The organism is Endozoicomonas sp., assembly GCF_031844845.1.
Classification (GTDB): domain Bacteria; phylum Pseudomonadota; class Gammaproteobacteria; order Pseudomonadales; family Endozoicomonadaceae; genus Endozoicomonas.
This window is the reverse complement of record NZ_JAVRMB020000219.1, coordinates 1-23435: the sequence shown is the minus strand read 5'-3', so window position 1 is coordinate 23435 and position 23435 is coordinate 1. Positions and strand designations below refer to the sequence as shown.

Here is a 23435-nt window from a genome sequence, read left to right as displayed (position 1 = left end):
TCTTTTATCAAAGTTTCGCCTGGCGACCATAGAGCGTTAGCCCCACCTGATCCCATCCCGAACTCAGTAGTGAAATGACGTATCGCCGATGGTAGTGTGGGGTTTCCCCATGTGAGAGTAGGTCATCGCCAGGCACCAATTAGAAAGTCCCGATAGAGCAATCTATCGGGATTTTTTTGTTAGCAAAAATTACCCTCTCTTGCTCGGCGACCATAGAAGGTTAGAACCGCCTGATCCCATCCGCTTTTCATTCCCGCGGGTGCTCAGCAGTAGGCCGTTCCCGGGCGTCGCCCTCCACGGTATTTGGACTTCCTGTTCATCAAAACTTATCGCCGATGGTAGTGGGCGGGGCGGAATAAAAAGCCCATGTGAGAGCAGGGCATCCCAGGCACCACTTTTTACCTTGAGTTCGCTAAAGACTGCAAAACTCCGATAGAGTAATCTGTCGGGGTTTTGGCTATAGAAAAATCTTCTTTCGTTATCACACCAAAGAACAGTGTTCTCTGATTTCACACTGAGATTAGATTTAAATTACAGTTCCTAAAATTCTTTTGATATCGTCTCTAATGTGCTTAAGGCTCTCAGGAGTTTTGTCATCTGGCTTATTTGATCCGATCCTGAAAAAACTATCAAATTGGCAATCTTCATTTAAAAAATCAAAATTTATCGTGGCTCGTATGGCTTCGACATTTTCCGTATTTTCATCTCTATTCAGTTTGCTTACTATGTCTTTTACATCTTTATTTATAAGTTTACTCATATGTTTTCTTAAATTATCTTTGTGCTTATTCACTGAATTCGGTTGTTTTGTTGTTTCTGAAAATTGCAGTATTGACTTAAGCAGCTCACATTTGCTTCTGGTAAGAGCATAATGCTCTATAGGATCTTTTGTGGATGCAGAGAAACTATTCAAGTGTCCATCAAGTTTGTTAATCATTCTTTCTAGCCGGTTATTAATTTGTTTTTCAAGATTATCTATCATCTGATTTTTCATCAATGAACGGTTTTCATTAAATCCTTCATAGGCTGATTTCAAATCTTTTATGTTGGTTGCACTATTTATTTGATGAGTAAGCAATGTAGTGACATCTTGATGTATGAGTTTATTAAGCTTGCCTTCTTTAAAACCTGCTTCTTCCGATCTATTGGTCAGTGTATATAAGCGCTTTACAGCCTCTTCGGGAGAGAGTGCATTGTTGTTTAAAATATCTGCACGATTTTTAGTTAATTCTCTTTGTACTTTTCTTTCCTTTATTCTTCTGTTAACAACAGTTTTGCTCTTTAGGTGAAAAAATTTATCAATTCTATCGAATGCGGTTTTTAGTTTTTTTACTCTTCGAGATGCAAATTTTCCATACTTGTTAATCTCCAGGGCGGGCTTACCATTTTTATCAATGCCCTTGTACTTGGCGGGGCCTGCAACAGGGATATTAAACTTGTGAATGTCGCCTCTTCCTGCAGAATTCATTTGTAAGTCCTTTTAACCTATAGTTTTATTTTCTTTAATATAGACAACGTCCCCTTCCATTATAATTCTGTTTTTTTTTCGTCAAACTCATGGCGCTTCAGTGTAATAAATTATAGGAGTTAATAACTTCTGTCGCCAGCATGGTCTGCTGTCTTAAGCATATCAGTATCGGGTCATTATCTCTCAGCGGGGCTGTGTGAGTATATGACCTTAGGGGGGACACCATCAGCGATTGAATACCAGGATAAACCATACTGTTGCTGAAAGTAGTGGGCGATGGCTGCCGGTAATACGATAACGAGCGTTATATATCTGCAATATTATATGCCTGCCATTTTTTTGACTTCTAAAATAATGGATTAGTGGGAGGGGGAGATCTTACCAGAGAGCTATCTGGTGAACTAATGTTGATAAAAAGGCATTATCAGAGCAGGTTACTATGGAAGGTCAAATACAGATAACCGTTACATTCCTCATTTATTTTATTGCCATGCTGGGCGTTGGCTATGTAGCCTGGCTGAGAACAAAGAATTCTTCAGATTATTTTCTGGGTGGTCGCTCTCTGGGACCATGGTCTGCAGCATTGAGTGCCGGTGCTTCTGATATGAGTGGCTGGTTACTGCTGGGACTGCCCGGTTATGCCTTTGCTGCCGGGCTTGAAGCTGTTTGGCTCGGTTTAGGCTTGTTGGGAGGTACCTGGTTGAATTGGCTTCTGGTTGCCCGTCGATTGCGAATCTATAGTGAAGTTGCCAACGATTCGCTCACCTTGCCTGCTTTTTTTGCCAATCGATTTTCTGACCTTAAATATATTTTGCAGCCGGTAAGTGCCGGATTTATTTTAATCTTCTTCCTTTTTTATACCAGTTCCGGGTTGGTTGCCGGAGGTAAGCTTTTTGAGTCCGTTTTTGGCTTGGATTATGAGCTGGCAGTGATCCTTGGAATGCTCAGTGTTATCTCCTATACACTGTTTGGTGGTTTTCTGGCGGTTTGTTGGACTGATGTGGTTCAGGGCTTGCTGATGTCTGCTGCTCTGTTGATTGTACCTGTGACTGTATTGGAAGTGACGGGGGGAGCGGAGCAGGTGTTTACAGAGATTGAGCAGCTCAATCCTCATCTCACCAATATGTTTACTGATGTTCAGGGAGAAACCCTTTCTGTGATCACTGTTTTATCCCTATTGGGGTGGGGACTGGGCTATTTTGGGCAGCCCCATATTATGGCCCGCTTCAAGGCTGTGCAGTCCATTGAGCAGCTGACTCTGGCACGGCGCATTGCGGTTTCATGGACTGGAATATGTATGTTGGGTGCCTTATTAGTGGGTCTGACAGGGATTATCTATACCCAGAGGCAGGGAATCGTACTTGAAGATCCTGAAGCCATTTTTATACTGATGGTCAATACTCTGTTTCATCCAGTGATTGCCGGTATTCTTCTGGCAGCTATTCTAGCTGCGGTTATGAGCACGGCTGACTCACAGTTATTAGTTTGTTCCACGGCTGTCGCTGAAGATTTTTATCGCAATATGTTGCGGCCTAATGCCAGCCAGGGTGAGATGTTGATGGTTGGTCGTATAGCTGTTGTTGTCATTGCTGTTCTGGCCACGGTGCTGGCATTAAATCCCGAGAGTTCGGTGCTTGATATGGTTGCTTATGCATGGGCAGGGTTTGGTGCTGCCTTTGGGCCTGCGCTGTTGTTTTCTCTTTACTGGAAGAGAATGAATGGGCTGGGCGCCCTTGCCGGGATTGTTACTGGCGGCATCACCGTTGTAGTGTGGCGATCCATGAGTGGTGGGATTTTCGAAGTGTACGAGTTGATCCCCGGATTTGCTGCTGCCTGTATAGCGATTGTCGTGTTCAGCCTGATTGGAAAGGCACCTTCCGGTGAGGAATCAGAAACCTTTCAGAAGGTGCAGGCAATGGTTAAATCGTCATCCGACAGTGATAATGATGAACCGGTTATCAGCTAGTTATGCCGGGGGTAACGCCAGAACTCAGGGCTGAAAGGCTGGGTCAGGGTACTGCCTTCGCCGGCAAGACAGGCTTCAGGATGGTGCCTGCTGATTTGGTAGCGTACCCTCTGTTCCTGCTGTCTGGATACATCGACCATAATCAGGTGTTTTCCTTTTATCAGGTCATCGTGAAAACGTGTGGTTCTGTAGTTCTCCCGGGTGACACCCGCCAGTCCTCCGCTCCAGGTACCAAACAGGGTAAAAATACCTGCAATCATAATGAGGGCTGGTAAGGGGAGGGTCACACCAATGGGGTTCCACCATTCAATCAGGGTTGCGGCCAGAAGGCCTGTGATGCCACCAGCAAGGGCTCCCAGCTGTCCGGAGTGGATAACATCATTTTCCTGAAGCATGCTGGCACTGTGAACTTGTCTGTGAAAAAGTCCCGCTTCATTTCTGCTTAGTACATGAAGATGCCAGTCAGTGATACCATTCCTGTGAAGATCTTCGGTGATTTTGGTTACACTGTCGAGGGAGCCAGTCAGGTAGTAGAGACGTTTCATAGTAATTTCCTGCTTTACTGCGCGCAGAATCGATGAATAGAGTATAGATTATCATGGGCCGCAAGTTCTTTTCCGTAATACAGGTTCAGGTGAATTGACCATGAAACAAATAAAAGTTGCAGTCAGAAAGAAGGGTTCCAAGCCTGCTCAGGCTCTCAATGAGGTGGATAACGAACTTAAGCAGACACTGGAACGTCTGGCAAAAAAAGGATTGAATCCCATGCAGATGTGCCAGAAGCTCATTGAGCATGGTGTGCACCACCCGGGTGGTGGTGACTGGACTTACGACAGGGTGGTTGAGGAGTGTGAGAGGTTGAAAGTTTAAAGTCAGAAGTTGTACTTTGGCAAGGTTGCCCGCATATGGGCAACCTTGTAGTCAGCTCAGTGGTTTATTGCTTGCTGGATTTCAGCAGGCTTTGAAAACGGCGAAGCTTTTCTTCTTGAGAAAACCGGGGAGCGGGCTCGACAGAGTCCTGAATGAGTGAGCTGTAATCCAGTGCTGAAGGTTCTGTCTGTGTTTCTTCGGTTACGGGCGCGGTTTGTTCCTGAAGCCAGCTGTCCATGACATCCAGTGCCTCCAGCAGCCCGGAGTATTCATCACCAGAGCCTTCGTCAGAAGCATCGCTGTTTTCAGCCTCGACTATCTGGTCGGTTTTTTTTACCAGGTTATTTCGTATCTGGAGAACCCTCTCTTGCGAGACTTGTTCCCTGTTTTCTTCAAGCCATTTTCTGGCTGACTCTCCATTGGTTGCCATGATTATTCGTTACCTGTACTGATCAAACTGATTAAGATTTTCAGTGAATGAAAGGTGTGAATCCAGATTCTGTCAACCGAACCTGAGGTTTAAAAGGAAACTAATAATAAAAATTTAATGTAAAAATTTCATCTAATATTACATACGATTCTTTTTACATGCAGTTTTATAGCAGTTTTTGCATGGGAATTCTCGGTAAATACGACCCAGATATTGGTGGCTAATCTACGTACAATTACGTTATCTTACGCCGCTTGTTTTCACGAACTATTTTATTGGCAGGATGTCTTGACCAGTTTGATTCAGGCTCAGTTTTCGTTAATGGTGGAACAGTTAGAGCACCTTTTGGTTCAACCTGTGCCTGAAAAGCCTTTGTTAAGAATTGAACTACCAATGCCTGCTATTCATTTGCAAGGGTTTCTTTCTGCCCAAACCTTATCTGAAAAAGCATTCTGGAGAGATCGGGAAGGAGAGTATGCCATTGCTGTGCTGGGGTACAGCTGGTCAGAAAAGCTTGCCTGTCGTGGCGATATGGGTTCTGCCTTTGCTACTGCTCGAGCGCTACTGAGTACACTACCAGAGCCTGACAGTAGTCAGTGTCTCTGCTATCTCTCATTTGCAGATGATGATGACGCCATTTGGCCGTCATTTGGTTATGGATTGGTTTTTCTGCCATTAGTGGAGCTGGTTCAGACCCGAAAAGGTCTGATACTGGGCGTGAACCTCAGGGCCAGCACGGCTGAAGAGTGGCAGGAGAGTGTTCGTAAAGCTCATGGCCTGCTCACATCCCTGAATGACTGCCAGCAGTTTCCAGCTTCAGATTTTTATTTTCAGCTTAAGGGGTATCAACCCGGTTTTTCCCGCTGGAATCAGATGGTGAGTCTGGCCAGACAAGCCTTTCTGGCAGGAGGAGAGGATTCCGCCGGGTGCTTAAGGAAAGTTGTTCTTTCAAGGGAAGCCCGGCTGCAGCTGGAGGGTGAGTTCTCTCCATGGTCATTACTTTACGCCTGGCAGCAGGCGAATCCGCAGTCCTATCAGTTTTTATTTCAGGGACAGGAACAGACATTTTTTGGTTGCTCTCCTGAAAGACTGGTTAAACGACTGGAGAATGTTATATCGACAGAAGCTTTGGCAGGAACCATTGTCCGTGGACAAAATCAGTTTGAAGATTCCAAGTTTGAAAGCCTGTTGATGAATGATAGTAAGAATATCCATGAAAACCGACTGGTTCTGGATGATATCTGTGAGAAGCTTAAGCCCTTGTGTCGCTCTATTGAGACAGACCGGAGCCATTCTGTGGTTAAACTCAAGCATATTCAGCATCTGCGTTATCAGATCCGGGGTGTATTGGAGAATGGGGTATATGATGAGCATCTGTTGAGCGTACTTCATCCAACACCGGCTGTTGGTGGTGTTCCAAGAGAAGGTGCGTTCGCGTTTATTGAGGCTCATGAACCCTATGCCCGGGGACTTTATGCCGGTGTCTGCGGAGTGATCGGTGTCCGGAAAAGTGATTTCAGTGTGGCTATTCGCAGTGCCCGTTTAACGGATGACGCCCTGATGCTGTATTCGGGAGCCGGTATTGTGAAAGACTCCGTGGCGGAAGATGAATGGTCCGAGCTGAATAACAAAATTGTTACGGTGATGGATATTCTTGATCGTCAGCAGGCCCGTGGAGATAGCATGAATGTTGCTGCCCAATTACCGGAGCATTCTGATGGTCAAAACAGAAAAAATCATAACAGAGTTGTGCTTTCCCAGCCTGATGGTATACATGGCGCGTAACAGGTTATGACACTTCATTAAAAGCCGGCGCTTCTGACCGGTATTAAGTTCTTCAACGAGTTTGTTCATGACGTTTAAAACCGAATCTTTACAGAATCCGGCAAATATTAACGGTATCTGGTCTGCTGTGCTGATTGAGGAACTGTGGCGGCTGGGTGTCCGGCATTGCTGTATTGCCCCGGGATCCCGTTCGGCACCATTGACATTTGCCGTGGCAAACCATGGAAAAATGACCAGCCATGTCCATTTTGATGAACGGGGCCTTGGTTTTTTTGCCCTTGGACTAGCTAAAGCCACTGGGCAACCGGTGGCCCTGGTTACCACCTCCGGGACAGCGGTTGCCAATCTCTATCCGGCGATTATTGAAGCCCACCAGTCGGGTGTTTCCCTGGTGGTTCTGACGGCTGATCGCCCGCCTGAACTCATTGACTGTGGCGCTAATCAGGCTATCGATCAGTTGGGGGTTTTTGGTGCTTATACGGGGGCAAGACTGGATTTGCCCACACCGGAGCGAGCTATCTCCCTGCGCTGGTTATTGACCAGTATTGATCAGTCATTTGCCCGCTCCTGTGGGCAGGGCTTGCCATTCCATATCAACTGTATGTTTCGGGAACCGCTATACCCTCAGCAACTCGAAGGCGCTGTTCTGATGGACAATGCCGCCTATGTTTCATCCGTGGAACGATGGACGGTTTCTCAGCAGCCCTATACCGACTATTTTTTGCCTGAGCTAACCCGGTTGCCTCAAGGGGAGTCATGGCAGAATTTTGTCGATGGTAAGGGATTGATCGTTGTGGGAAGAGTCCCTCTGTGTACGGATATCAATGCCATTATTGAACTTTCCGAACGATTGGGCTGGCCGCTGATTGTCGATGTTCAGTCGCAGCTTCATGGACATCCTTCGGTGGTTAAACACGCGGATCTATTATTAGCCAGCCAATCCGGTGAAAGCCTTTTCAGACAGGCCGATCAAATCCTTCAGCTGGGTGGCTATCTAACCTCTAAACGACTCGATCAGTTTATTAGTGGGCATCACTGGCGTGAGTACTGGATGGTAGACCCTGCACCACGAAGGGTGGATACCGGTCAGCGGCAGACTGTGCGTCTGGTCGGTGATATTGACCAAATCTGTCATGAACTGATTCAGAGCCGACTCATTAAAAAGAGTGAGCCTGTTACTGTTAATCTGCAATGGTCAGAGCAATTTCACAGGTTGGGAGAGCTGCTGAGTAATCGGGTTAAGAGTCATGGCTCTATCCCGCTCAGTGAGCAGTGGCTGGGAGCCACTCTGGGTGAACTTCTGCCCGCTGACAGTAGCCTTTTTCTTGGCAATAGCCTTCCTGTTCGAATGGTGGAGATTTTTTCAGAGAGACATCTGCCCCGGGTTTATACCAACCGCGGCGTCAGCGGGATTGATGGGCTTATTGCTACTGCTGCAGGCTGTGCCCGGGGAGATCAGCGTCCAATGGTTTTGCTGATCGGGGATATCTCGTTCCTCCATGATCTCAATTCTTTGCAACTGGCAAAGCAGAGCCAGACACCGCTGGTGATTGTGCTGATCAATAACGACGGTGGCGGTATTTTCTATGTGACAACAAAGGGTTGTACCGGTGATGACGAAAAGGTCGTAAAAGATTTTTTTGTCACGCCCCATGGTCTGACAGCACAACATGGAGCAGCGATGTTTGGCATTGACTACTTTGCCCCGGTATCAGCAGATGAGTTTACCGGGCAATTCAATGAAGCCTGTGGTCGGAAGGGTTGTACCATCATTGAGGTGATGACGCCTTCCGGTCAGGGCGCAAAGAGTATTGAACAGGCCGTCAGTATGGCTCGTGAACTGTGAATCTTTCTTATCATTGTTCAGGAGCCATCGGTGCTCCTGTCCTGTTTTTGCTCCATGGCTTTCTTGGTAGTGCCGATGACTGGCAACCTTTGATACAGGCCCTGGGAAGTGACTACTGCCTGATTGCTGTGGATTTGCCCGGGCATGGTTCCAGTTACTGGGAGAAAGAGGATGCACAGGGCGCTGATTATTTTTGTCATCGCCTGGAGCAAACGATCCAGGCCATAGAGCAGGAACAAAACCTTAATCTGACTCGCTTCAGTTTACTGGGGTATTCACTGGGTGGTCGTCTGGCTATGGCTTATGCCATTGCTTTTCCGGATCGAATTGAGCAACTCATTCTGGAAGGCGCTCATCCCGGACTGGTTAATGAACAGGAAAAAGAGTGCCGCTACCAGTCAGACCTTGAGTGGGCCAGACGTTTCAATCAGGAACCGGTGGCAGAGGTGCTTCGTGACTGGTATAAACAACCGGTTTTTTCTGACCTTACTGAGGATCAGGTTACGTCTTTGATCTCTCAGCGAATAGAAGGACGATCACAAGGCAGTGGTCAACTATTGGCAGAAGCACTGATGGGATTCAGTTTGTCCAGACAACCGGATTATCGTCAGGCTATGCTTCAGATTGCAGCCCAAGTTCACTATTTTCATGGTGAGAACGACCAAAAGTTTGGTCAGCTCGGGCAGCAGTTGCTGGCAGAGAAAGTGATTAACAGTGTTCAGCCCATAGCCCGGTGTGGACACAATATTCATCGGGAGCAACCAGAGGCGATGGCCGGATTGCTCAGGAAGTTATCAGGAGTTAGATATGAGTAAGCAGTTGGACTCTGGGGTTATCTGGGAAAATCTATCCGGTGATTATGAAGATATTTTTTATCATCAGGCCGAAGGTATGGCCAAAATCACCATTAACCGACCTGAGAAACGAAATGCTTTTCGGCCTCAGACCATCGTAGAAATTCAAAAGGCGCTGGAGTCTGCGCGTTTTGATGAGTCCGTGGGTGTGGTTATTCTCACCGGTGCTGGTGATCTGGCTTTCTGTTCCGGTGGCGATCAAAGTGTTCGTGGTGACTCAGGTTACAAGGATGATAAAGGTACTCATCACCTGAATGTTCTCGATCTGCAACGTCAGATCAGAACCTGCCCAAAACCAGTGATTGCCATGGTCGCTGGTTATGCCATTGGTGGCGGCCATGTTCTGCATCTGGTATGTGACCTGACCATTGCTGCGGATAACGCCCGCTTTGGACAAACAGGCCCTAAAGTGGGCTCCTTTGATGGTGGTTATGGTGCCAGTTATCTGGCCCGTGTCGTCGGTCAGAAGAAGGCCCGGGAAATCTGGTTCCTGTGCCGCCAGTATGATGCGAAACAGGCAGAAGATATGGGGCTGGTCAATGTGGTTGTGCCCCTGGAGGAACTGGAGCGGACTACGGTTCAGTGGTGTCGTGAAATCCTTCAGCATTCTCCTATGGCTCTGCGCTGCCTGAAATCGGCGATGAACGCAGACTGTGATGGCCAGACAGGCCTGCAGGAGCTGGCTGGTAATGCAACGCTGCTGTTCTATATGAGCCAGGAAGCTCAGGAAGGGCGTGATGCCTTTTTGGAAAAGCGCCAGCCAGACTTCAGCCGCTTCGGTCGTAACCCCTGATGCTGCTTTTGCCTTGAAAGAAAAGCGTTGAACCACAAAGACACAAAGGCACAAAGTTTTTAAAAGTGCTTTTCTTTTATAATCTGAGGGTGACGAACCATCGTCGTGAGCATTTTTTATGAAAGAATGTAAGGCCGATATCCTGAGATATCGGCTGCCTTTAAAGCACCCTCTATTATTGAAGCAAAGCAGTCTGGATCAACGGGCAGGGCTGATTCTGACATTGAGTGCTGGTGGGCGTTTCGGTTATGGCGAGATAGCACCATTACCCGGGTTCAGTCGTGAGTCTCTTGAAGAGTCAGAAGTACAGCTTCAGTCATTCGTTCATGCAGTAAATGAAGGGCGTTTTCATGCTCTTGCTGCCAATGATTTTGTGACAGAAACTTTCCTTGAACAGCTTTCAATGCCATCGGTGTCATTTGGCATTGAGTCTGCGCTCTGGTGGTTAAATCAGGATGATTGGGTTTCCCCACTGATTACAGCGCCTCTTTTGCAGGGGCCTATTGAAGAAATTCTTCTCAAGCTGGAGCAGTGGCAGGGAGATTGGCCAAAAGAGTTCAAATTGAAGACGGGTCGAGACGCTCTGGAAGAAGACTGCTCCCGAATCCGGCAAGTGCTCAAACTTTTGCCTGATTCAGTCAATATAAAACTGGATGCCAATCAACGATGGTCTTTGCCTGAGGCACTTTGGCTGGCCAGCTCCATTGATACACGCCGAATTAGTTATGTTGAAGAACCAACCACTAATGCGGCTGAATTTTCTGAGATTTACGAGAAAACAGGGCTTTCTTTTGCCCTGGATGAAACTGTCCAGTCACCGGGTTTCCAACTGCAACCGATGTCAGGACTTGCTGCTATCGTTATTAAACCAACGCTGGTGGGTGGTTTGAGAAGATGTCAGGAGCTGGTGAATGCGGCCAGAATCCAGGGTATACGGGCAGTATTCAGCTCCTCTTATGAATCGCCGATTGGTTTGCATGTCCTTCAGCAACTCAGTGCTCAATGGACGCCAGAGGAGCTACCGGGTCTTGATACTGCATCAGCCTTTACGCACAGCCTTATTTCAGAAGATATTGCAGCAGGAAGCTCTGTTTCCATAAATTCCGTTTTTTGCGAGCCTTGATGAAGACCATTTTTCCTGAATTACAACACTGCCCCTTGCGACATCGCGCTATGCATCAGAGCAGGTGTATAGCGATCCAAATGGAAGAGGAGAGTGTTACATTCCGTCAGCTGGATCAGTGGGTTGATGAGTGTTGTCGTATATATCGGGAAAAGGGGCTCAAGACTGGAGACCGTCTTCTTTTTATTACCAGCAAACCGTTGGATACTGTGGTCGTTGCACTTGCCTGTCTTCGTTCTCAGTGGGTTTTCTGTCCTGTAAATCCAGCTTTTCCTGAAGATCAGAGAAAAGGTTATGCGGATCGAACAGGTGCCAGAATGGCGGCCGATAGTGCAGGCATCAATTTTCATCAGCAGCTCATGCAGGAACAGAGCCTTAAGCCAGTGAAGAGTCTTCAGCCAGTGAAGAGCCTTCAGCCAGTAAATAGCCTTCAGCCCATTGAAATTTTTCCTGATGATATTTACGACCAGGTAGCAACATCCGGAACAACCGGTATTCCCAAGGCCGTAGCCCACAGCTATAAAAATCATTACTTTAATGCACTGGGCTCCATGGAGGTTCTGCCTCTGATGTATGGTGACACCTGGCTGTTATCTTTGCCTGTGTTCCATGTTGGAGGTCTGGCTATCGTTATGCGTTGCATTCTGGCCGGCGCAACAATGGTTATCTTCGAGCAGAAGTTATCCCTTGATGAAATACTGGCCCAAAAACGTATAACACACCTCTCTGTGGTAAACACACAGCTGTTCAGGTTAGTTCGTTCTGGAATTTCACTCTACGATGCAGGTGTTCGCTTCATTCTTCTGGGTGGTGGTATTGCATCACCACTATTGGTGGAGGCAGTGAAAGAGCAGGGAATCTGTGTATTGACCACTTATGGTATGACAGAAATGGCTTCTCAGGTTTGTACAGGAGAGCCGCTATTTACAGAAGGTGGTGTTACCTCTGGTGCTGTTCTGCCCTGGCGTGAGGTCAAGTTATCAGGGCAGGGGGAGATTATGGTTCGGGGGGAGACCCTGGCGAAGGGGTACTATGAAAATGGCATGGTGACTTCTCTGAGGGATTCCCGCGGCTGGTTTTATACCGGAGATAAAGGGTTGTGGTATGGAAGCCAAATACAGATATGTGGTCGTATGGATAATATGATGGTCTCCGGAGGGGAGAATATTCATCCTGAAGAGATTGAACAGGCCCTGCTTACATTGCCGGAAATTGTTCAGGCGGTTGTGGTTGCAGCCGCTGATTCAGAGTTTGGGATGAGGCCGGTGGCGTACGTACAGACGGTAGACGGTACGCTCAATGAACCATTTACAAAAGAGAGGCTGGCAGGCAAGATAGCTAAATTCAAAGTGCCAGTACATATTCATTTGTTTCCTGAGCAGATAGCAGAATCAGGTATCAAGATTAATCGCCGTTTTTTTCAGGCTCTTTTGGAATAACACACGGATACGGTAACTTTCCGCTATCAATGTACTAGAATAATCAAACTGAGCAGTTGCAGGGTGCAACCGGTTTGAATTTAGCAGTCAGACGTTGAAGTTAGAATAATATGAAAAAAAATCCCATTAGCTACAACGCTCCCAGTGACCTGATTTCTCCTGACGAGAAGGGGTCTCCAATCAGAACCTTTCTTGCAGTTAACCTTCCCCTTGAGCTTGCTGCAACCCTGCATAAAAAGGCCATTCACCGTGCGGGTGAAGATCATGTTAATGATTTGCGCTGGGTCGTGCCGCAACAGCAGCATATAACCTTGAAGTTTCTCGGAAATAGCTATCCTCATCAGTTAACCCAACTGATCAGTTACCTGGAGCAGGATCTTTCGGATTATCGTATATTCGACAGTATGACCGGCTGCTTCCGCTTCTTCCCAAGTGGCCGAAAGCCGAAAGTGCTCTCTCTGGAAATGCATTCGGGGCAGGAGCTGAAGCGTCTTTCGGATATTTGTGAGCATGCTGCAGTGCAATCGGGCTTTAAAGCGGAAACGCGGCATTTTCATCCCCATGTGACTCTCGGCAGGTTTAAGAACCCACGTCATGTGACCCATAGTCATTTCTTCAATCTTCCCAGCTTTAAAATGACGGTGGGTGAAGTGGTTTTACTGAAAAGTGAAACAGACGCCGAGGGAACGCGATATAAGACGCTTCATGTCTTTCCTCTTCAGCCATTGGTCGTCAGTGCATAATAAACATCAAAGATGGCTTTTATTGAGCTGAGAACTCTTTCCTGAATATCTCTTGATAAGCATCAAGTTGGTTTTTTGTGCAGCATGATAAGCTGCAAAAAACTCTCGGATATTTCTATGGAATTGGTATGTCCCGCCGGTAACCTTCCCTCACTCAAGGCTGCTGTTGATAATGGTGCTGATGCTGTTTATATAGGCTTCAGAGACGAAACCAATGCACGGCACTTTGCCGGTCTCAACTTTTCTGATCAGAGGGCTGTGAAGGCCCTTGATTATGTACAAAAAAATCCACGGGGAAAAAAGGTTCGGCTGTTTGTCGCAGTCAACACCTATGCTCAGGCAACCAACTGGAACCGCTGGAAGAAAGCAGTGGATATGTGTGCTGATTTTGGTGTGGATGCCCTGATTGCGGCTGATATCAGTGTTCTTGACTACGCCAGCAAGCGTTACCCGAATCTTAACCTGCATTTGTCCGTTCAGGCTTCAGCGACTAATCAGGCCAGTCTTTCTTTTTATCATGACCACTTTGGAATTAAACGGGCGGTATTACCCAGAGTGCTCTCACTGAAGCAAGTAGAAAGACTGGCTCAGAAAAGCCCGGTTGAGTTGGAAGTTTTTGCTTTTGGCAGCCTGTGTATCATGGCTGAAGGCCGTTGCATCTTATCTTCTTATGTTACCGGAGAGTCCCCCAATACCGCGGGCGCCTGTTCACCGGCATCGGCGGTACGCTGGCAGACAACAGCGAATGGCATGGAAACCCGATTGGGTGGGCTTCTGATTGACCGCTTTGATAACAATGAGCAGGCTGGATACCCAACATTATGTAAGGGGCGATTTAAGGTAAATGACAAGGTTAGTCATGCCATTGAAGAGCCAACCAGCCTGAACACTCTGGACCTTATTCCCCAGCTTCATCAGGCAGGCATCAGTGCGGTAAAAATTGAAGGGCGACAGCGAAGCCCTGCCTATGTTGCTGAAGTGGTGAGAATCTGGCGTGAAGCTATTGATCATTATCGGGCAAGCCCTGCTGACTTTGCTACCAATGAGCGGTGGATGAGTGGCCTGGCCAGATTATCTGAGGGTAGTCAGACGACACTGGGTGCTTATAGCCGCCCCTGGCAGTAATTTTTATGGCTCTCGGTGCATTGTGTGCTGGTGGGGCTGTTTTTTGAACCACAAAGACACAAAGTCACAAAGGTTTAAAAGCTTTCTTCGTGCCTTTGTGGTGAATAGATCGCGTTGCCGGGCATTACCCGGAGCGGATATGGAATGAATTATGCAAATTACCCTTGGTCCATTACTGTTCTTCTGGCCCAAAGAAGAAGTTATTTCATTTTATGAGAAGGTTGCAGAGTCAGCCTTTGATCGGGTGTACCTGGGAGAAGTCGTCTGCTCCAAACGTCGGGAACTGAAGCTGGATGACTGGCTGACGATCGCTAAATTACTTCAGGATAAAGGCAAGGAAGTAGTGCTTTCGACACTGACGTTGATTGAGGCAGAATCCGAGCTGGCCCAGGTCAGCAAAGTCTGTGAAAACGGTCAGCTTACCGTGGAGGCCAATGATATGGCCGCAGTCCACTATCTCTCAAAGGCCGGGCTGTCTTTTATCACTGGCCCCTCTGTCAATCTCTACAGTGCAGAAGCATTGCAGGTATTGCATCGTACAGGTTTGAAGCGGTGGGTATTACCTGTAGAGCTTTCCTTTGACCACTTGAAAATGGTGATGGGACGTTTAAACGAGCTGGGTATTAACGATCTGGAAACCGAAGTGTTCAGTTATGGCTATTTGCCGCTGGCTTATTCTGCCCGTTGTTTTACTGCACGAGTCAATGAGCTGAGTAAGGACAACTGTGACTTCACCTGTCTGAAATCATCGGCAGGGATTCCATTGGCCACTCAGGAAGGTGACGCATTATTTACTATTAATGGTATTCAGACCCTTTCTGGTCATTGCCACAATATTCTTGATCAGTACCAGCTAATGCAGGATGCAGGTGTTCAGGCTATGCGTCTGTCGGCACATTCAGACGATATTTTTCAGGTAGCGGAAGGGCTGTCGCTGGCAATGGGGAATGCCAGTCAGGGTTTGTCTGCTTTGGAACATGGTCAGTGCAATGGGTACTGGTTTGGTACGCGGGGGATTGATCGAGGTTGACAGGTTATATAATAAGCGTTCTTGTGATTCAATTCAGAGAGCAAGAATAATTGGAATCAGCATAAATGACCAAAACCAGCCAGCCACCCTACACAATCTCTCCCGGGATTATTCGCCTGATCTCAGATATTAGCGAACAGTTGGGGGGGCTGGCTGCTCTTTCCGGGGATGGGAAAGATGAAACAAGTCTGCGGTTGCGTCGCATTAACCGTATCCGCACTATTCAGGGATCGCTGGCCATTGAAGGTAATACCCTTAGCGAAGAGCAGATTACCGCCATTCTTGAAGGTAAACGAGTTATCGCCCCGCCCGGGGAAATTCAGGAAGTTCGCAATGCCATTAAAGCTTATGAGCAGTTTGAAAGCTGGCAACCGGGCAGTGAAAAGCATTTATTGAAAGCTCACCAGGTGTTGATGGCAGGCTTGATTGATGATGCGGGACATTATCGCCGTGGTAATGTGAGGGTAATGAATGGCGAAACGGTCGTGCATATGGCACCGCCCGCCAATCGTGTGAAATCATTAATGAGTGACCTGTTTGGCTGGCTGTCCGTCACTGATCAGCACTCGTTAATCACCAGTTCGGTATTCCATTATGAATTTGAGTTTATTCACCCCTTTGCTGATGGAAATGGTCGCATGGGGCGTTTGTGGCAAACATTGATTTTGAGCCAATGGCAGCCTTTACTGGCTCAGCTTCCGGTAGAAAGCATGGTGCACGAGCACCAAAGTGAGTATTACCAGGCTTTAAATCTCAGCACACAAAAAACTGATTCTGCGCCTTTTATTGAGTTTATGCTGAGCATGATTCTGGCAACCATTGGCAGTGCTGCCGGATACATTACCCCGCAAGTCAGCCAGCAAGTTACCCCGCAAGTCGAGGCGTTGCTTAAATCGCTTCATCAGGCAGGCAAAGCATTGAGCAGAAATGAGCTGCAAACCAGCTTGTCACTAAAAGATCGGGAATCCTTCCGCGAGCGCTACCTGAAGCCGGCGCTGGCAGCAGGTTTGATTGAAATGACCATCCCTGACAAACCCAATAGCCGACTCCAGCAATACCGGCTTACTGTTCAGGGCAAAAAATTGGCGGAAACTTTCTGATGTTTTTTCACCACAGAGTCTCAGAGAAAAGCCTTTATCTTTTCCCCTGTGAACTTTGTGCCTCTGTGGTGAAAAAGGCTTTTAATGAGTGGCTGCGGGTATTTTCTGCTGAATTGTCTGTCCCAGCCAGGCCAGTTTCTGCACAGGAATGGGCAGTTGCTCAAGCTCAAGACTGTCAAGCAGGTTTTTAACACCTAATCCCAGCTCAGTATCGCCCTCAATCATTAGCTGACGCTGGAAGAACATGGTGTCCGGGTCTTCCTGTCGGCGGGCCAGTTTCAGAAAGGCTTTGCTGGTTCCCTGAAACTCAACGTCAAAGTGCCGTGGGCCGGTAGCAACCAACTGTTTGCCATCAAAGCTGATATAGAAGCTGACGTTTATATCGGTGACATGGATTTTTACGCAGCGATCTTCCAGAAAATCAAAATCACCTTCATCTACCGGCGTGTGGAAGATGTGGTTGATCGCTTTTGTCAGTGGCAGATTGATCATGGACGCCGGTAAGAGTCTTACCGGCAGGCCAAGCAACGCCAAGCTGGGCTTTTTAAACGCCTTTCCGGGTTTAAAAACAGGGAACGGAAGTTTAAAGGGTGGCAGCAGATTCAATGACAGCTCCTTCTTAAAGTGCTTACTTGTTCAAATTGTTGAATGGTGCTCTGATCAAGGCGGTAGAGTTCATCCAGTATGCGTACTTGCAATGAACCCGGTCCCGGACAATCGATACTGGCAATGTCACCGGCAATACCCAGGCAGGTCAGTCCGGCAACGGCGGCAGTCAGTGGGTTGTCGCAGACCGCCAGGAAGGCGCCAATAATGGCGGTTGCTGTGCATCCTGTACCGGTGACCCTGGCCATCATCCGGTGGCCATTATTGATTTTGTAGATGTCATGGCCATCGGTTATGTAGTCCGTAGCGCCGGTGACGGCTATCACCAGCTGATGCTCACGAGCTTTTTCCTGAATGAAGTGCAGTGTTGATTCACTGGTGCTGCTACTGTCGACACCCTTACCTTCATTGGCATTGGTAAACAATGCTTTAATCTCGGAAGCATTGCCTCGTACGACAGAAGGCTTGTATTGCAATAGCTGCTGATTGCTTTTCAATCTGAATGATGTCGCACCGGCACCCACCGGATCAAGAATCCAGGGTTTACCAAGCTCACCTGCTGTTTTCGCAGCCAGGGTCATACTTTGCAGACTGGCGCTGGTTATTGTGCCGCTGTTAATAACCAGACTATTGGTAATGCTCACCATCTCGGCAACCTCTTCAGGTGCCTGAGACATAATGGGTGACGCACCAATGGCCAGCAGGGCATTGGCCGTTGTGTTGGTAACCACAGCGTTGGTGATGTTGTGTATCAGTGGCTGCTTTTCTCTCAAGTCGTTAAGAGACTGAATTATCTGCTCTAGCATAGAAAACCCTTTTATCCATTCTCAATGATAATGAGTGTTGCTGGAAAGTGGATTGATTTTCGTCAGTATTTATACCTCTCTTGCCAGAAGATGCAAGAGCCGTTGCTGGGAAGGCTGCCTGCTACCCGCTACCCGTTGTCCGAAAAAGCACAAGCGGATCCTGATTTTTCGGGCAACGGGCAACGCTCGTTGAAATGGGGATGTTATTAAAGGATGGTTCCTGATTTGCCTGAAATATGGACAAATGATTTCCACAGTAGATCATTTGCAATCACTCTTTATCTTTGTAGTTTTATTCTCTGCATTCTGTTTTTATGTTGGTGTAATCATCTTTGAATATGTCAAATACATGATTATAAACTCTTGTTTTTTGCCTTCTGTAGCGATATTTTTTACCTCGTAATCAGGTCTCTGATTACTCTGTTTTCAGCTCATCAGATCTCCAGTTTGATCCAATGATTTCGGCTTCGGAAGGTTGTTCAGATCACTTCCTGAAAATGCTGATGGGCTCACTTTGACTTCAAAAGAATTTGTCGGTTTCTGTTAATCAGAATCTGGTACAGGGATTTTTTAGCCCATTTTTCGGGGCTTTTTGTTTAGGAACGGGGTAATGTTTTTTAATCGGGATATGCTGGCTGACACTTTTGCCATGATCACTTTTGGCATTGTTGTGGGTATGAGTGTTGAGTTGATGGCCGGACTGAGCTTTGATCAGTCGCTGCAATCGCGTCTGTTAAGTATTCCTGTCAACCTGCTGACGGCCAGGGCTTATGGCTTGTATCGTGACTGGGTGGTTGGTCGCGGCAGTTCTGTGGGGGGCTTTATCAAGAGTCGGTTTATCCAGATGACAATGCTTGATGCCCTGGCATTTCTCTCATTTCAGATTCCGCTGTATGCCGCGCTGGTATATTCCACAGGTGCCAGTGTCGAACAGGTACTGATGGCCTGTGCAGGCCAGATGGGCGCAATGCTGATCATGGGAAGACCATTCGGCATGTATATGCAGTTCTGTCGTAACTGCTTCAAGCCTGCCGGTCTTTCTGCTGCATAAATATCCTTTCTTGTTGCATGATTAAAGCCCTGATTCGTAAGTAGTTTCCGAATCAAGGCTTTTTATTTTTCCTGCCTGACTGTATAGTTATTTTCCGAAGCGAGTCGACATAAGCTTATGTGATTGTCGTCTATGCCCGATGAGGATGTGCGGGTCAGTCCTGCTTTATTTGCAGTACCCTTTTATAGGGCTGCTGCCCTGCATCTTTGTTGGAGTATCAGGTTATTACTCACCTTACCGGGTGGGGTTGGCCTGAAGAAAATTACTGCCTGGTTTGGATACCCTCCACCAGAATAGCATTAATAAAAAAATCTCCATGGACTCATGTCACCCGTGAGTTTAGCCAGAACATTCAATTCATTTTGTGATGGTGGTTATGGAGTATAACAAGCTGTTTCACATATCGACCTGTATCTGTCGTAAGTCACAACTGCCATGGACTGGTACTTCAGGCTGAATGCTTCTTTTGGCATTCCCTGCTGCGCTTTTAGTAATGACTTGCGAGTTTCAGAAACTGATTGTCAGCTTCTGAAGATACCGACTGAGTATCACAAGGGGGAAGCATGTCCTTACTGGAAGTAGAAGGGCTGCGCATCGAGTTTCCATCTCGTCATGGCACCGCTGTCGCTGTTAAAGGGGTTTCGTTCACCCTTGAGAAAGGTGAAATACTGGGGCTTGTGGGTGAGTCCGGTGCTGGTAAATCCACCGTTGGCAATGCTGTTATTGACCTGCTGAGCGCTCCCGGCGTGGTGGCTGCTGGTAACATCAAGCTGGATGGTCAGACCATCAGTGGCCTGAGGGGGGAAGCAATCCGTCAAATTCGTGGTAAACGAATCGGGTTTATTTTTCAGGACCCAATGACTTCACTTAACCCACTGTTGACTATTGAAACCCAGTTGGTCGAAACCATCATGGTCAATCTGGGGCTTGACAAAAAAAAGTCCTGCCAAAGGGCCATTGAGCTACTGGAATCTGTCGGTATTTCAGAACCAGAAATTCGCATCAAACAGTACCCTCATCAGTTTTCCGGTGGTATGCGACAACGTGTAGTTATTGCCATTGCCCTCTCCGGTGAGCCGGAGCTGATTATTGCCGATGAGCCAACCACGGCTCTGGATGTATCTATTCAAAACCAGATTCTGGAGCTGATTCGCAAGCTCTGCAAAGAGCGGCAGGTTGGCTGTTTATTGGTTACCCATGATATGGGCGTGATTGCCAACGTTACTGATCGTGTTGCCGTGATGTACATGGGGGATCTGGTAGAACTGGGTTCAACAGAGCAGATTCTCTGTCGCCCGGAACACCCTTACACCAAAAGCCTGATCAGCGCTGTGCCAAGAACGGACGTTAAACTCCATCGCTTTCCGCGGGTTGAGTACATTGAAAAAGCGCAGGGCCGCCATATTGATGTAAAAAACCACTGGCTGGGCCAAAGAGAATGCTTTGGTGAAGTCAGCAGCAACACACTGCTGAAGGTTAAGGATATTAATCTTCGCTTTGAAACCCAGTCTGCCTTCTTTGCAAAGAATCGACGATATGTTCAGGCATCCAGCCAGGTGTCGTTTGATGTTCGTGCTGGCGAAACCTTTGGTCTGGTGGGGGAATCTGGTTCTGGTAAGTCCACCATTGCCCGCGTTATTGCCGGGCTTTATCCACCAGATTCGGGACTGATAGAGTTTGCCGGGCAGGATATTACCCGGTTAAGTGAAAAGCAGCGTAAGCCCTTTCGCCGACAGATCCAGATGGTATTCCAGAATCCTTATTCCAGTATGAATGCCCGAATGACGGTTCAGGATATTATTGCCGAGCCCATTCGTTTTCATAAACTGGCTGAGTCAGAGCGCCAGACGAACAGCATAGTGGCTGACCTTCTGGATCATGTGGGTCTTGGACATGCTGCCGGGGTCAAGTATCCCCATGAGTTTTCCGGTGGTCAGCGCCAGCGTATTTCTATTGCCAGGGCATTGGCGACGCGACCACGTTTCCTGATCTGTGATGAACCGACTTCAGCGCTGGATGTTTCCGTTCAGGCCCAGATTCTCAATTTGCTGAAAGACCTTCAGGAAGAACTGGGTCTGACCATGTTGTTTATCAGCCATGACCTTCCCGTTATTTTGCAGATGTGTGACCGGGTTGGTGTTATGAAGATGGGTACGTTGGTGGAAGTAGGGGATACCGAGCGTATCTTCAGTGATCCTCACCATGAATACACTCAGCATTTGATGAATATGATGCCCAGAGTGGAAAATCTGTCTCGCAGTGGGTTGGATATTGAGGCTAGTGTGTCGCACGTTTAATGGATAATTATAGGTTCAGGGATGAGCTGCATTCCCACGCGGGACCCCCAGGGCCTAAAAGCGTGGGAACGAGGTTAACAATAACAGTGTAAAACACCTGTAATGGGGGAACGATGAAAAAAACCATGAAAAGAATGGCCGGAGCAATCCTGGCTGCATCGCTGGCGGTAGGGGCTCAGGCCGCTACCTTAAAAATGGCATACGACTCAGACCCGGTTTCTCTGGATCCCCATGAGCAGCTTTCCGGAGCTACGCTGCAACTGTCACACCTGGTATTTGATCCGATCATCCGTTGGGATAACAACCACCAGTTTCAGCCGCGCCTTGCTGAAAAGTGGGAGCGGGTTGATGAGAAAACCATGCGTTTCACTCTGCGAGAGGGTGTTAAGTTCCACAGTGGTAACTTGTTGACATCTGCCGACGTTAAGTGGACGTTTGACCGACTTATTGACAGTCCGGACTTTAAGGCGATTTTTGAGCCTTTTGCTGATGTCAGGGTGATTGATGACCGCACCTTTGATCTGGTGACCAAAGAGGCATTTCCGCTTCTTTTGAACTCCGCAACCTATATCTTCCCGATGGACAGCAAGTTTTACGCCGGTCTGGATGATAAGGGGCAGGATAAGGCGTTGCTGAAAAAGCATGGCGACACTTATGCCTCAAAAAATGCTTCCGGTACCGGGCCATTTATTGTGACGGAGCGCCAGCAGGGTGTCCGGGTTGACTTCGAACGCTTTGATGGTTACTGGGATAAAAAGTCTCCGGGCAATGTGGATAAAATAATTTTCACGCCTATCAAAGAAGGTCCTACCCGTGTAGCAGCACTGCTTGCCGGTGATGTGGACTTTATCTACCCAGTGCCGCCCAATGATCATGCCCGTATTAGAAAATCCGGAAATCTTGATCTCATTACACTGAGTGAGTCACGCATCATCACCTTCCAGCTTAACCAGGAACGAGTTGAAGCTTTCAAAGACCAGCGTGTTCGCCAGGCCATTAACTATGCCATCAATAACGAAGGCATTGTTAAGAAGATCATGAAGGGTTTTGCGACACCTGCCGGCCAGCAAAGTCCGGAAGGTTATGTGGGTTATGTTGATGACCTTCAGCCTCGTTATGACCTGAAAAAGGCGAAACAGTTGATGAAAGAAGCCGGTTACGAAGATGGCTTCTCCATCACCATGACGGCTCCAAATAACCGCTATGTGAATGATGCCAAAATCGCCCAGGCGGTGGCTTCCATGCTGGCAAAAATCAAGATCAGGGTGGATCTGAAAACTCTGCCCAAGGCTCAATACTGGCCAGAGTTTGACGAGCGTTCTGCCGATATGATGATGATTGGCTGGCGTTCTGATACAGAAGATTCCGCCAACTTCACCGAGTATCTGACGGCCTGTACCGATGAGGTGTCTGGCTGGGGACAGTACAACTCCGGTAACTACTGCAATGAAGCGATTGATGCTCTGGTCAGAAATGCTGGTTCAGAAACAGACTCTGTCGCTCGTGCAGAAATTCTTCAGGACGTTGAGCGTAAGCTTTATAACGAAGCTGCTTTTGTTCCATTGCACTGGCAGAACCTTGCCTGGGGTGCCAGCAAAAATGTTGCCGCAAAAGAAGTGGTGAACACCATGAACTTCCCTTATCTGGGGGATCTGGTGATCAAGGAGTAATTCTGCAACCTTGCTCCCACGCCGGGTGTGGGAGCAAGGGTTTACCTCGTATTCACCACCTCGTTCCCATGCTTTTAGGCCCTGTGGGTCCTGCGTGGGAATGCAGAGCTACCCGTCAGGTACTGTTCTATAAGGAAGGTGCAACACTCCCACGCAGAGACTGGGAGCGGGATTATAAGAACATTGGTCACTATTGCTTTTGTTGGCTTTAGGCATCTGAAGGTTATTTATGCTGTTATTTTTAATGCGCAGGCTTATGCAAGGGCTGATAGTGATGTTTGTTATCAGCATTATCAGTTTTTCCATACAGGATAATTTGGGGGACCCGCTTCGGGAGATGGTAGGGCAATCGGTCTCTGAAGCCGAGCGGGAAAAGCTGCGGGATGAAATGGGGTTGAACGACCCTTTTCTCACTCAATACACACGATTTATG

Annotated in this window: 20 protein-coding genes, 1 rRNA gene and 1 pseudogene; 17 read left to right on the top strand and 5 right to left on the bottom strand. The window is 47.6% G+C overall.

Features of this window, described 5'->3' with window-relative positions; all coding sequences use genetic code 11:
* Nucleotides 1-18: 18 nt before the first annotated feature.
* Nucleotides 19-134 (top strand): 5S ribosomal RNA (gene rrf, locus RM811_RS11405).
* 392 nt (nucleotides 135-526) lie between these two features.
* On the opposite strand, the gene RM811_RS11400 is transcribed toward rrf, so the two are convergent.
* Nucleotides 527-1468 (bottom strand): hypothetical protein, encoded by a 942-nt coding sequence (locus RM811_RS11400; protein ID WP_402524190.1) that lies wholly within the window; start codon nucleotides 1466-1468, stop codon nucleotides 527-529.
* Between the two features lie 439 nt (nucleotides 1469-1907).
* Here RM811_RS11400 and putP point away from each other — a divergent pair, with 439 nt between their 5' ends.
* Nucleotides 1908-3434 carry a sodium/proline symporter PutP gene (gene putP / locus RM811_RS11395; protein WP_402524187.1) on the top strand — a complete coding sequence of 509 codons (1527 nt, stop codon included), beginning with the start codon at nucleotides 1908-1910 and terminating at the stop codon, nucleotides 3432-3434.
* On the opposite strand, the gene RM811_RS11390 is transcribed toward putP, so the two are convergent.
* Nucleotides 3431-3979 carry a hypothetical protein gene (locus RM811_RS11390; RefSeq protein WP_402524185.1) on the bottom strand — a complete coding sequence of 183 codons (549 nt, stop codon included), beginning with the start codon at nucleotides 3977-3979 and terminating at the stop codon, nucleotides 3431-3433. The genes putP and RM811_RS11390 overlap by 4 nt on opposite strands.
* A gap of 100 nt (nucleotides 3980-4079) precedes the next feature.
* Between RM811_RS11390 and RM811_RS11385 the strand changes: the two genes are divergently transcribed.
* Nucleotides 4080-4304, top strand: coding sequence for a hypothetical protein (locus RM811_RS11385; RefSeq protein ID WP_402524182.1), 225 nt, complete (start codon nucleotides 4080-4082; stop codon nucleotides 4302-4304).
* 64 nt (nucleotides 4305-4368) lie between these two features.
* Here RM811_RS11385 and RM811_RS11380 read toward each other — a convergent pair whose 3' ends face one another.
* Nucleotides 4369-4734 (bottom strand): hypothetical protein, encoded by a 366-nt coding sequence (locus RM811_RS11380; protein WP_402524179.1) that lies wholly within the window; start codon nucleotides 4732-4734, stop codon nucleotides 4369-4371.
* Nucleotides 4735-5022: 288 nt separating this feature from the next.
* Between RM811_RS11380 and RM811_RS11375 the strand changes: the two genes are divergently transcribed.
* The 10 genes from RM811_RS11375 to RM811_RS11330 all read left to right on the top strand — a co-directional run bounded on the left by RM811_RS11375 (nucleotide 5023) and on the right by RM811_RS11330 (nucleotide 16572).
* Complete coding sequence (locus RM811_RS11375; RefSeq protein WP_402524177.1) at nucleotides 5023-6519, top strand: isochorismate synthase MenF; 1497 nt, start codon at nucleotides 5023-5025, stop codon at nucleotides 6517-6519.
* 67 nt (nucleotides 6520-6586) lie between these two features.
* Nucleotides 6587-8365 (top strand): 2-succinyl-5-enolpyruvyl-6-hydroxy-3-cyclohexene-1-carboxylic-acid synthase, encoded by a 1779-nt coding sequence (gene menD / locus RM811_RS11370; RefSeq protein WP_402524174.1) that lies wholly within the window; start codon nucleotides 6587-6589, stop codon nucleotides 8363-8365.
* Nucleotides 8362-9180, top strand: coding sequence for a 2-succinyl-6-hydroxy-2,4-cyclohexadiene-1-carboxylate synthase (menH, locus tag RM811_RS11365; RefSeq protein ID WP_402524172.1), 819 nt, complete (start codon nucleotides 8362-8364; stop codon nucleotides 9178-9180). Before menD ends, menH begins: the two co-directional genes overlap by 4 nt.
* Nucleotides 9173-10012 (top strand): 1,4-dihydroxy-2-naphthoyl-CoA synthase, encoded by an 840-nt coding sequence (menB, locus tag RM811_RS11360; RefSeq protein ID WP_402524170.1) that lies wholly within the window; start codon nucleotides 9173-9175, stop codon nucleotides 10010-10012. The genes menH and menB overlap by 8 nt, the downstream gene beginning before the upstream one ends.
* A gap of 118 nt (nucleotides 10013-10130) precedes the next feature.
* Entirely contained in the window at nucleotides 10131-11135 is a 1005-nt protein-coding gene (gene menC / locus RM811_RS11355; protein WP_402524168.1) for an o-succinylbenzoate synthase, read from the top strand.
* Entirely contained in the window at nucleotides 11135-12574 is a 1440-nt protein-coding gene (gene menE, locus RM811_RS11350) for an o-succinylbenzoate--CoA ligase (protein WP_402524166.1), read from the top strand. Before menC ends, menE begins: the two co-directional genes overlap by 1 nt.
* Nucleotides 12575-12684: 110 nt before the next feature.
* Nucleotides 12685-13317, top strand: coding sequence for an RNA 2',3'-cyclic phosphodiesterase (gene thpR, locus RM811_RS11345; RefSeq protein ID WP_402524164.1), 633 nt, complete (start codon nucleotides 12685-12687; stop codon nucleotides 13315-13317).
* A gap of 117 nt (nucleotides 13318-13434) precedes the next feature.
* Nucleotides 13435-14442: a peptidase U32 family protein gene (locus RM811_RS11340; RefSeq protein WP_402524162.1), complete on the top strand. Its 1008-nt coding sequence runs from the start codon at nucleotides 13435-13437 to the stop codon at nucleotides 14440-14442.
* 151 nt (nucleotides 14443-14593) lie between these two features.
* The gene (locus RM811_RS11335; RefSeq protein WP_402524160.1) at nucleotides 14594-15472 is read left to right on the top strand and encodes a U32 family peptidase; all 879 of its coding nucleotides are present in this window, start codon (nucleotides 14594-14596) and stop codon (nucleotides 15470-15472) included.
* Between the two features lie 65 nt (nucleotides 15473-15537).
* Nucleotides 15538-16572, top strand: coding sequence for a Fic family protein (locus RM811_RS11330; RefSeq protein WP_402524157.1), 1035 nt, complete (start codon nucleotides 15538-15540; stop codon nucleotides 16570-16572).
* Nucleotides 16573-16653: 81 nt separating this feature from the next.
* Here the strand turns inward: RM811_RS11330 and RM811_RS11325 are convergent, their stop codons facing one another.
* Nucleotides 16654-17178 carry an SCP2 domain-containing protein gene (locus tag RM811_RS11325; protein ID WP_402524155.1) on the bottom strand — a complete coding sequence of 175 codons (525 nt, stop codon included), beginning with the start codon at nucleotides 17176-17178 and terminating at the stop codon, nucleotides 16654-16656.
* Nucleotides 17175-17984 carry a hydroxyethylthiazole kinase gene (gene thiM, locus RM811_RS11320; protein ID WP_402524153.1) on the bottom strand — a complete coding sequence of 270 codons (810 nt, stop codon included), beginning with the start codon at nucleotides 17982-17984 and terminating at the stop codon, nucleotides 17175-17177. The genes RM811_RS11325 and thiM overlap by 4 nt, the downstream gene beginning before the upstream one ends.
* A gap of 610 nt (nucleotides 17985-18594) precedes the next feature.
* On the opposite strand from thiM, the gene alaE reads away from it, so the two are divergent.
* The 4 genes and pseudogenes from alaE to RM811_RS11300 all read left to right on the top strand — a co-directional run.
* The gene (alaE, locus tag RM811_RS11315) at nucleotides 18595-19035 is read left to right on the top strand and encodes an L-alanine exporter AlaE (RefSeq protein WP_402524151.1); all 441 of its coding nucleotides are present in this window, start codon (nucleotides 18595-18597) and stop codon (nucleotides 19033-19035) included.
* 563 nt (nucleotides 19036-19598) lie between these two features.
* On the top strand, nucleotides 19599-21332 hold the full coding sequence (locus tag RM811_RS11310; protein WP_402524148.1) for a dipeptide ABC transporter ATP-binding protein: 1734 nt from the start codon (nucleotides 19599-19601) through the stop codon (nucleotides 21330-21332).
* Between the two features lie 113 nt (nucleotides 21333-21445).
* Entirely contained in the window at nucleotides 21446-23002 is a 1557-nt protein-coding gene (locus tag RM811_RS11305; RefSeq protein WP_402524146.1) for an ABC transporter substrate-binding protein, read from the top strand.
* A 229-nt stretch (nucleotides 23003-23231) separates the two neighbouring features.
* Nucleotides 23232-23435, top strand: a pseudogene (locus tag RM811_RS11300) (ABC transporter permease); the annotation flags it as partial.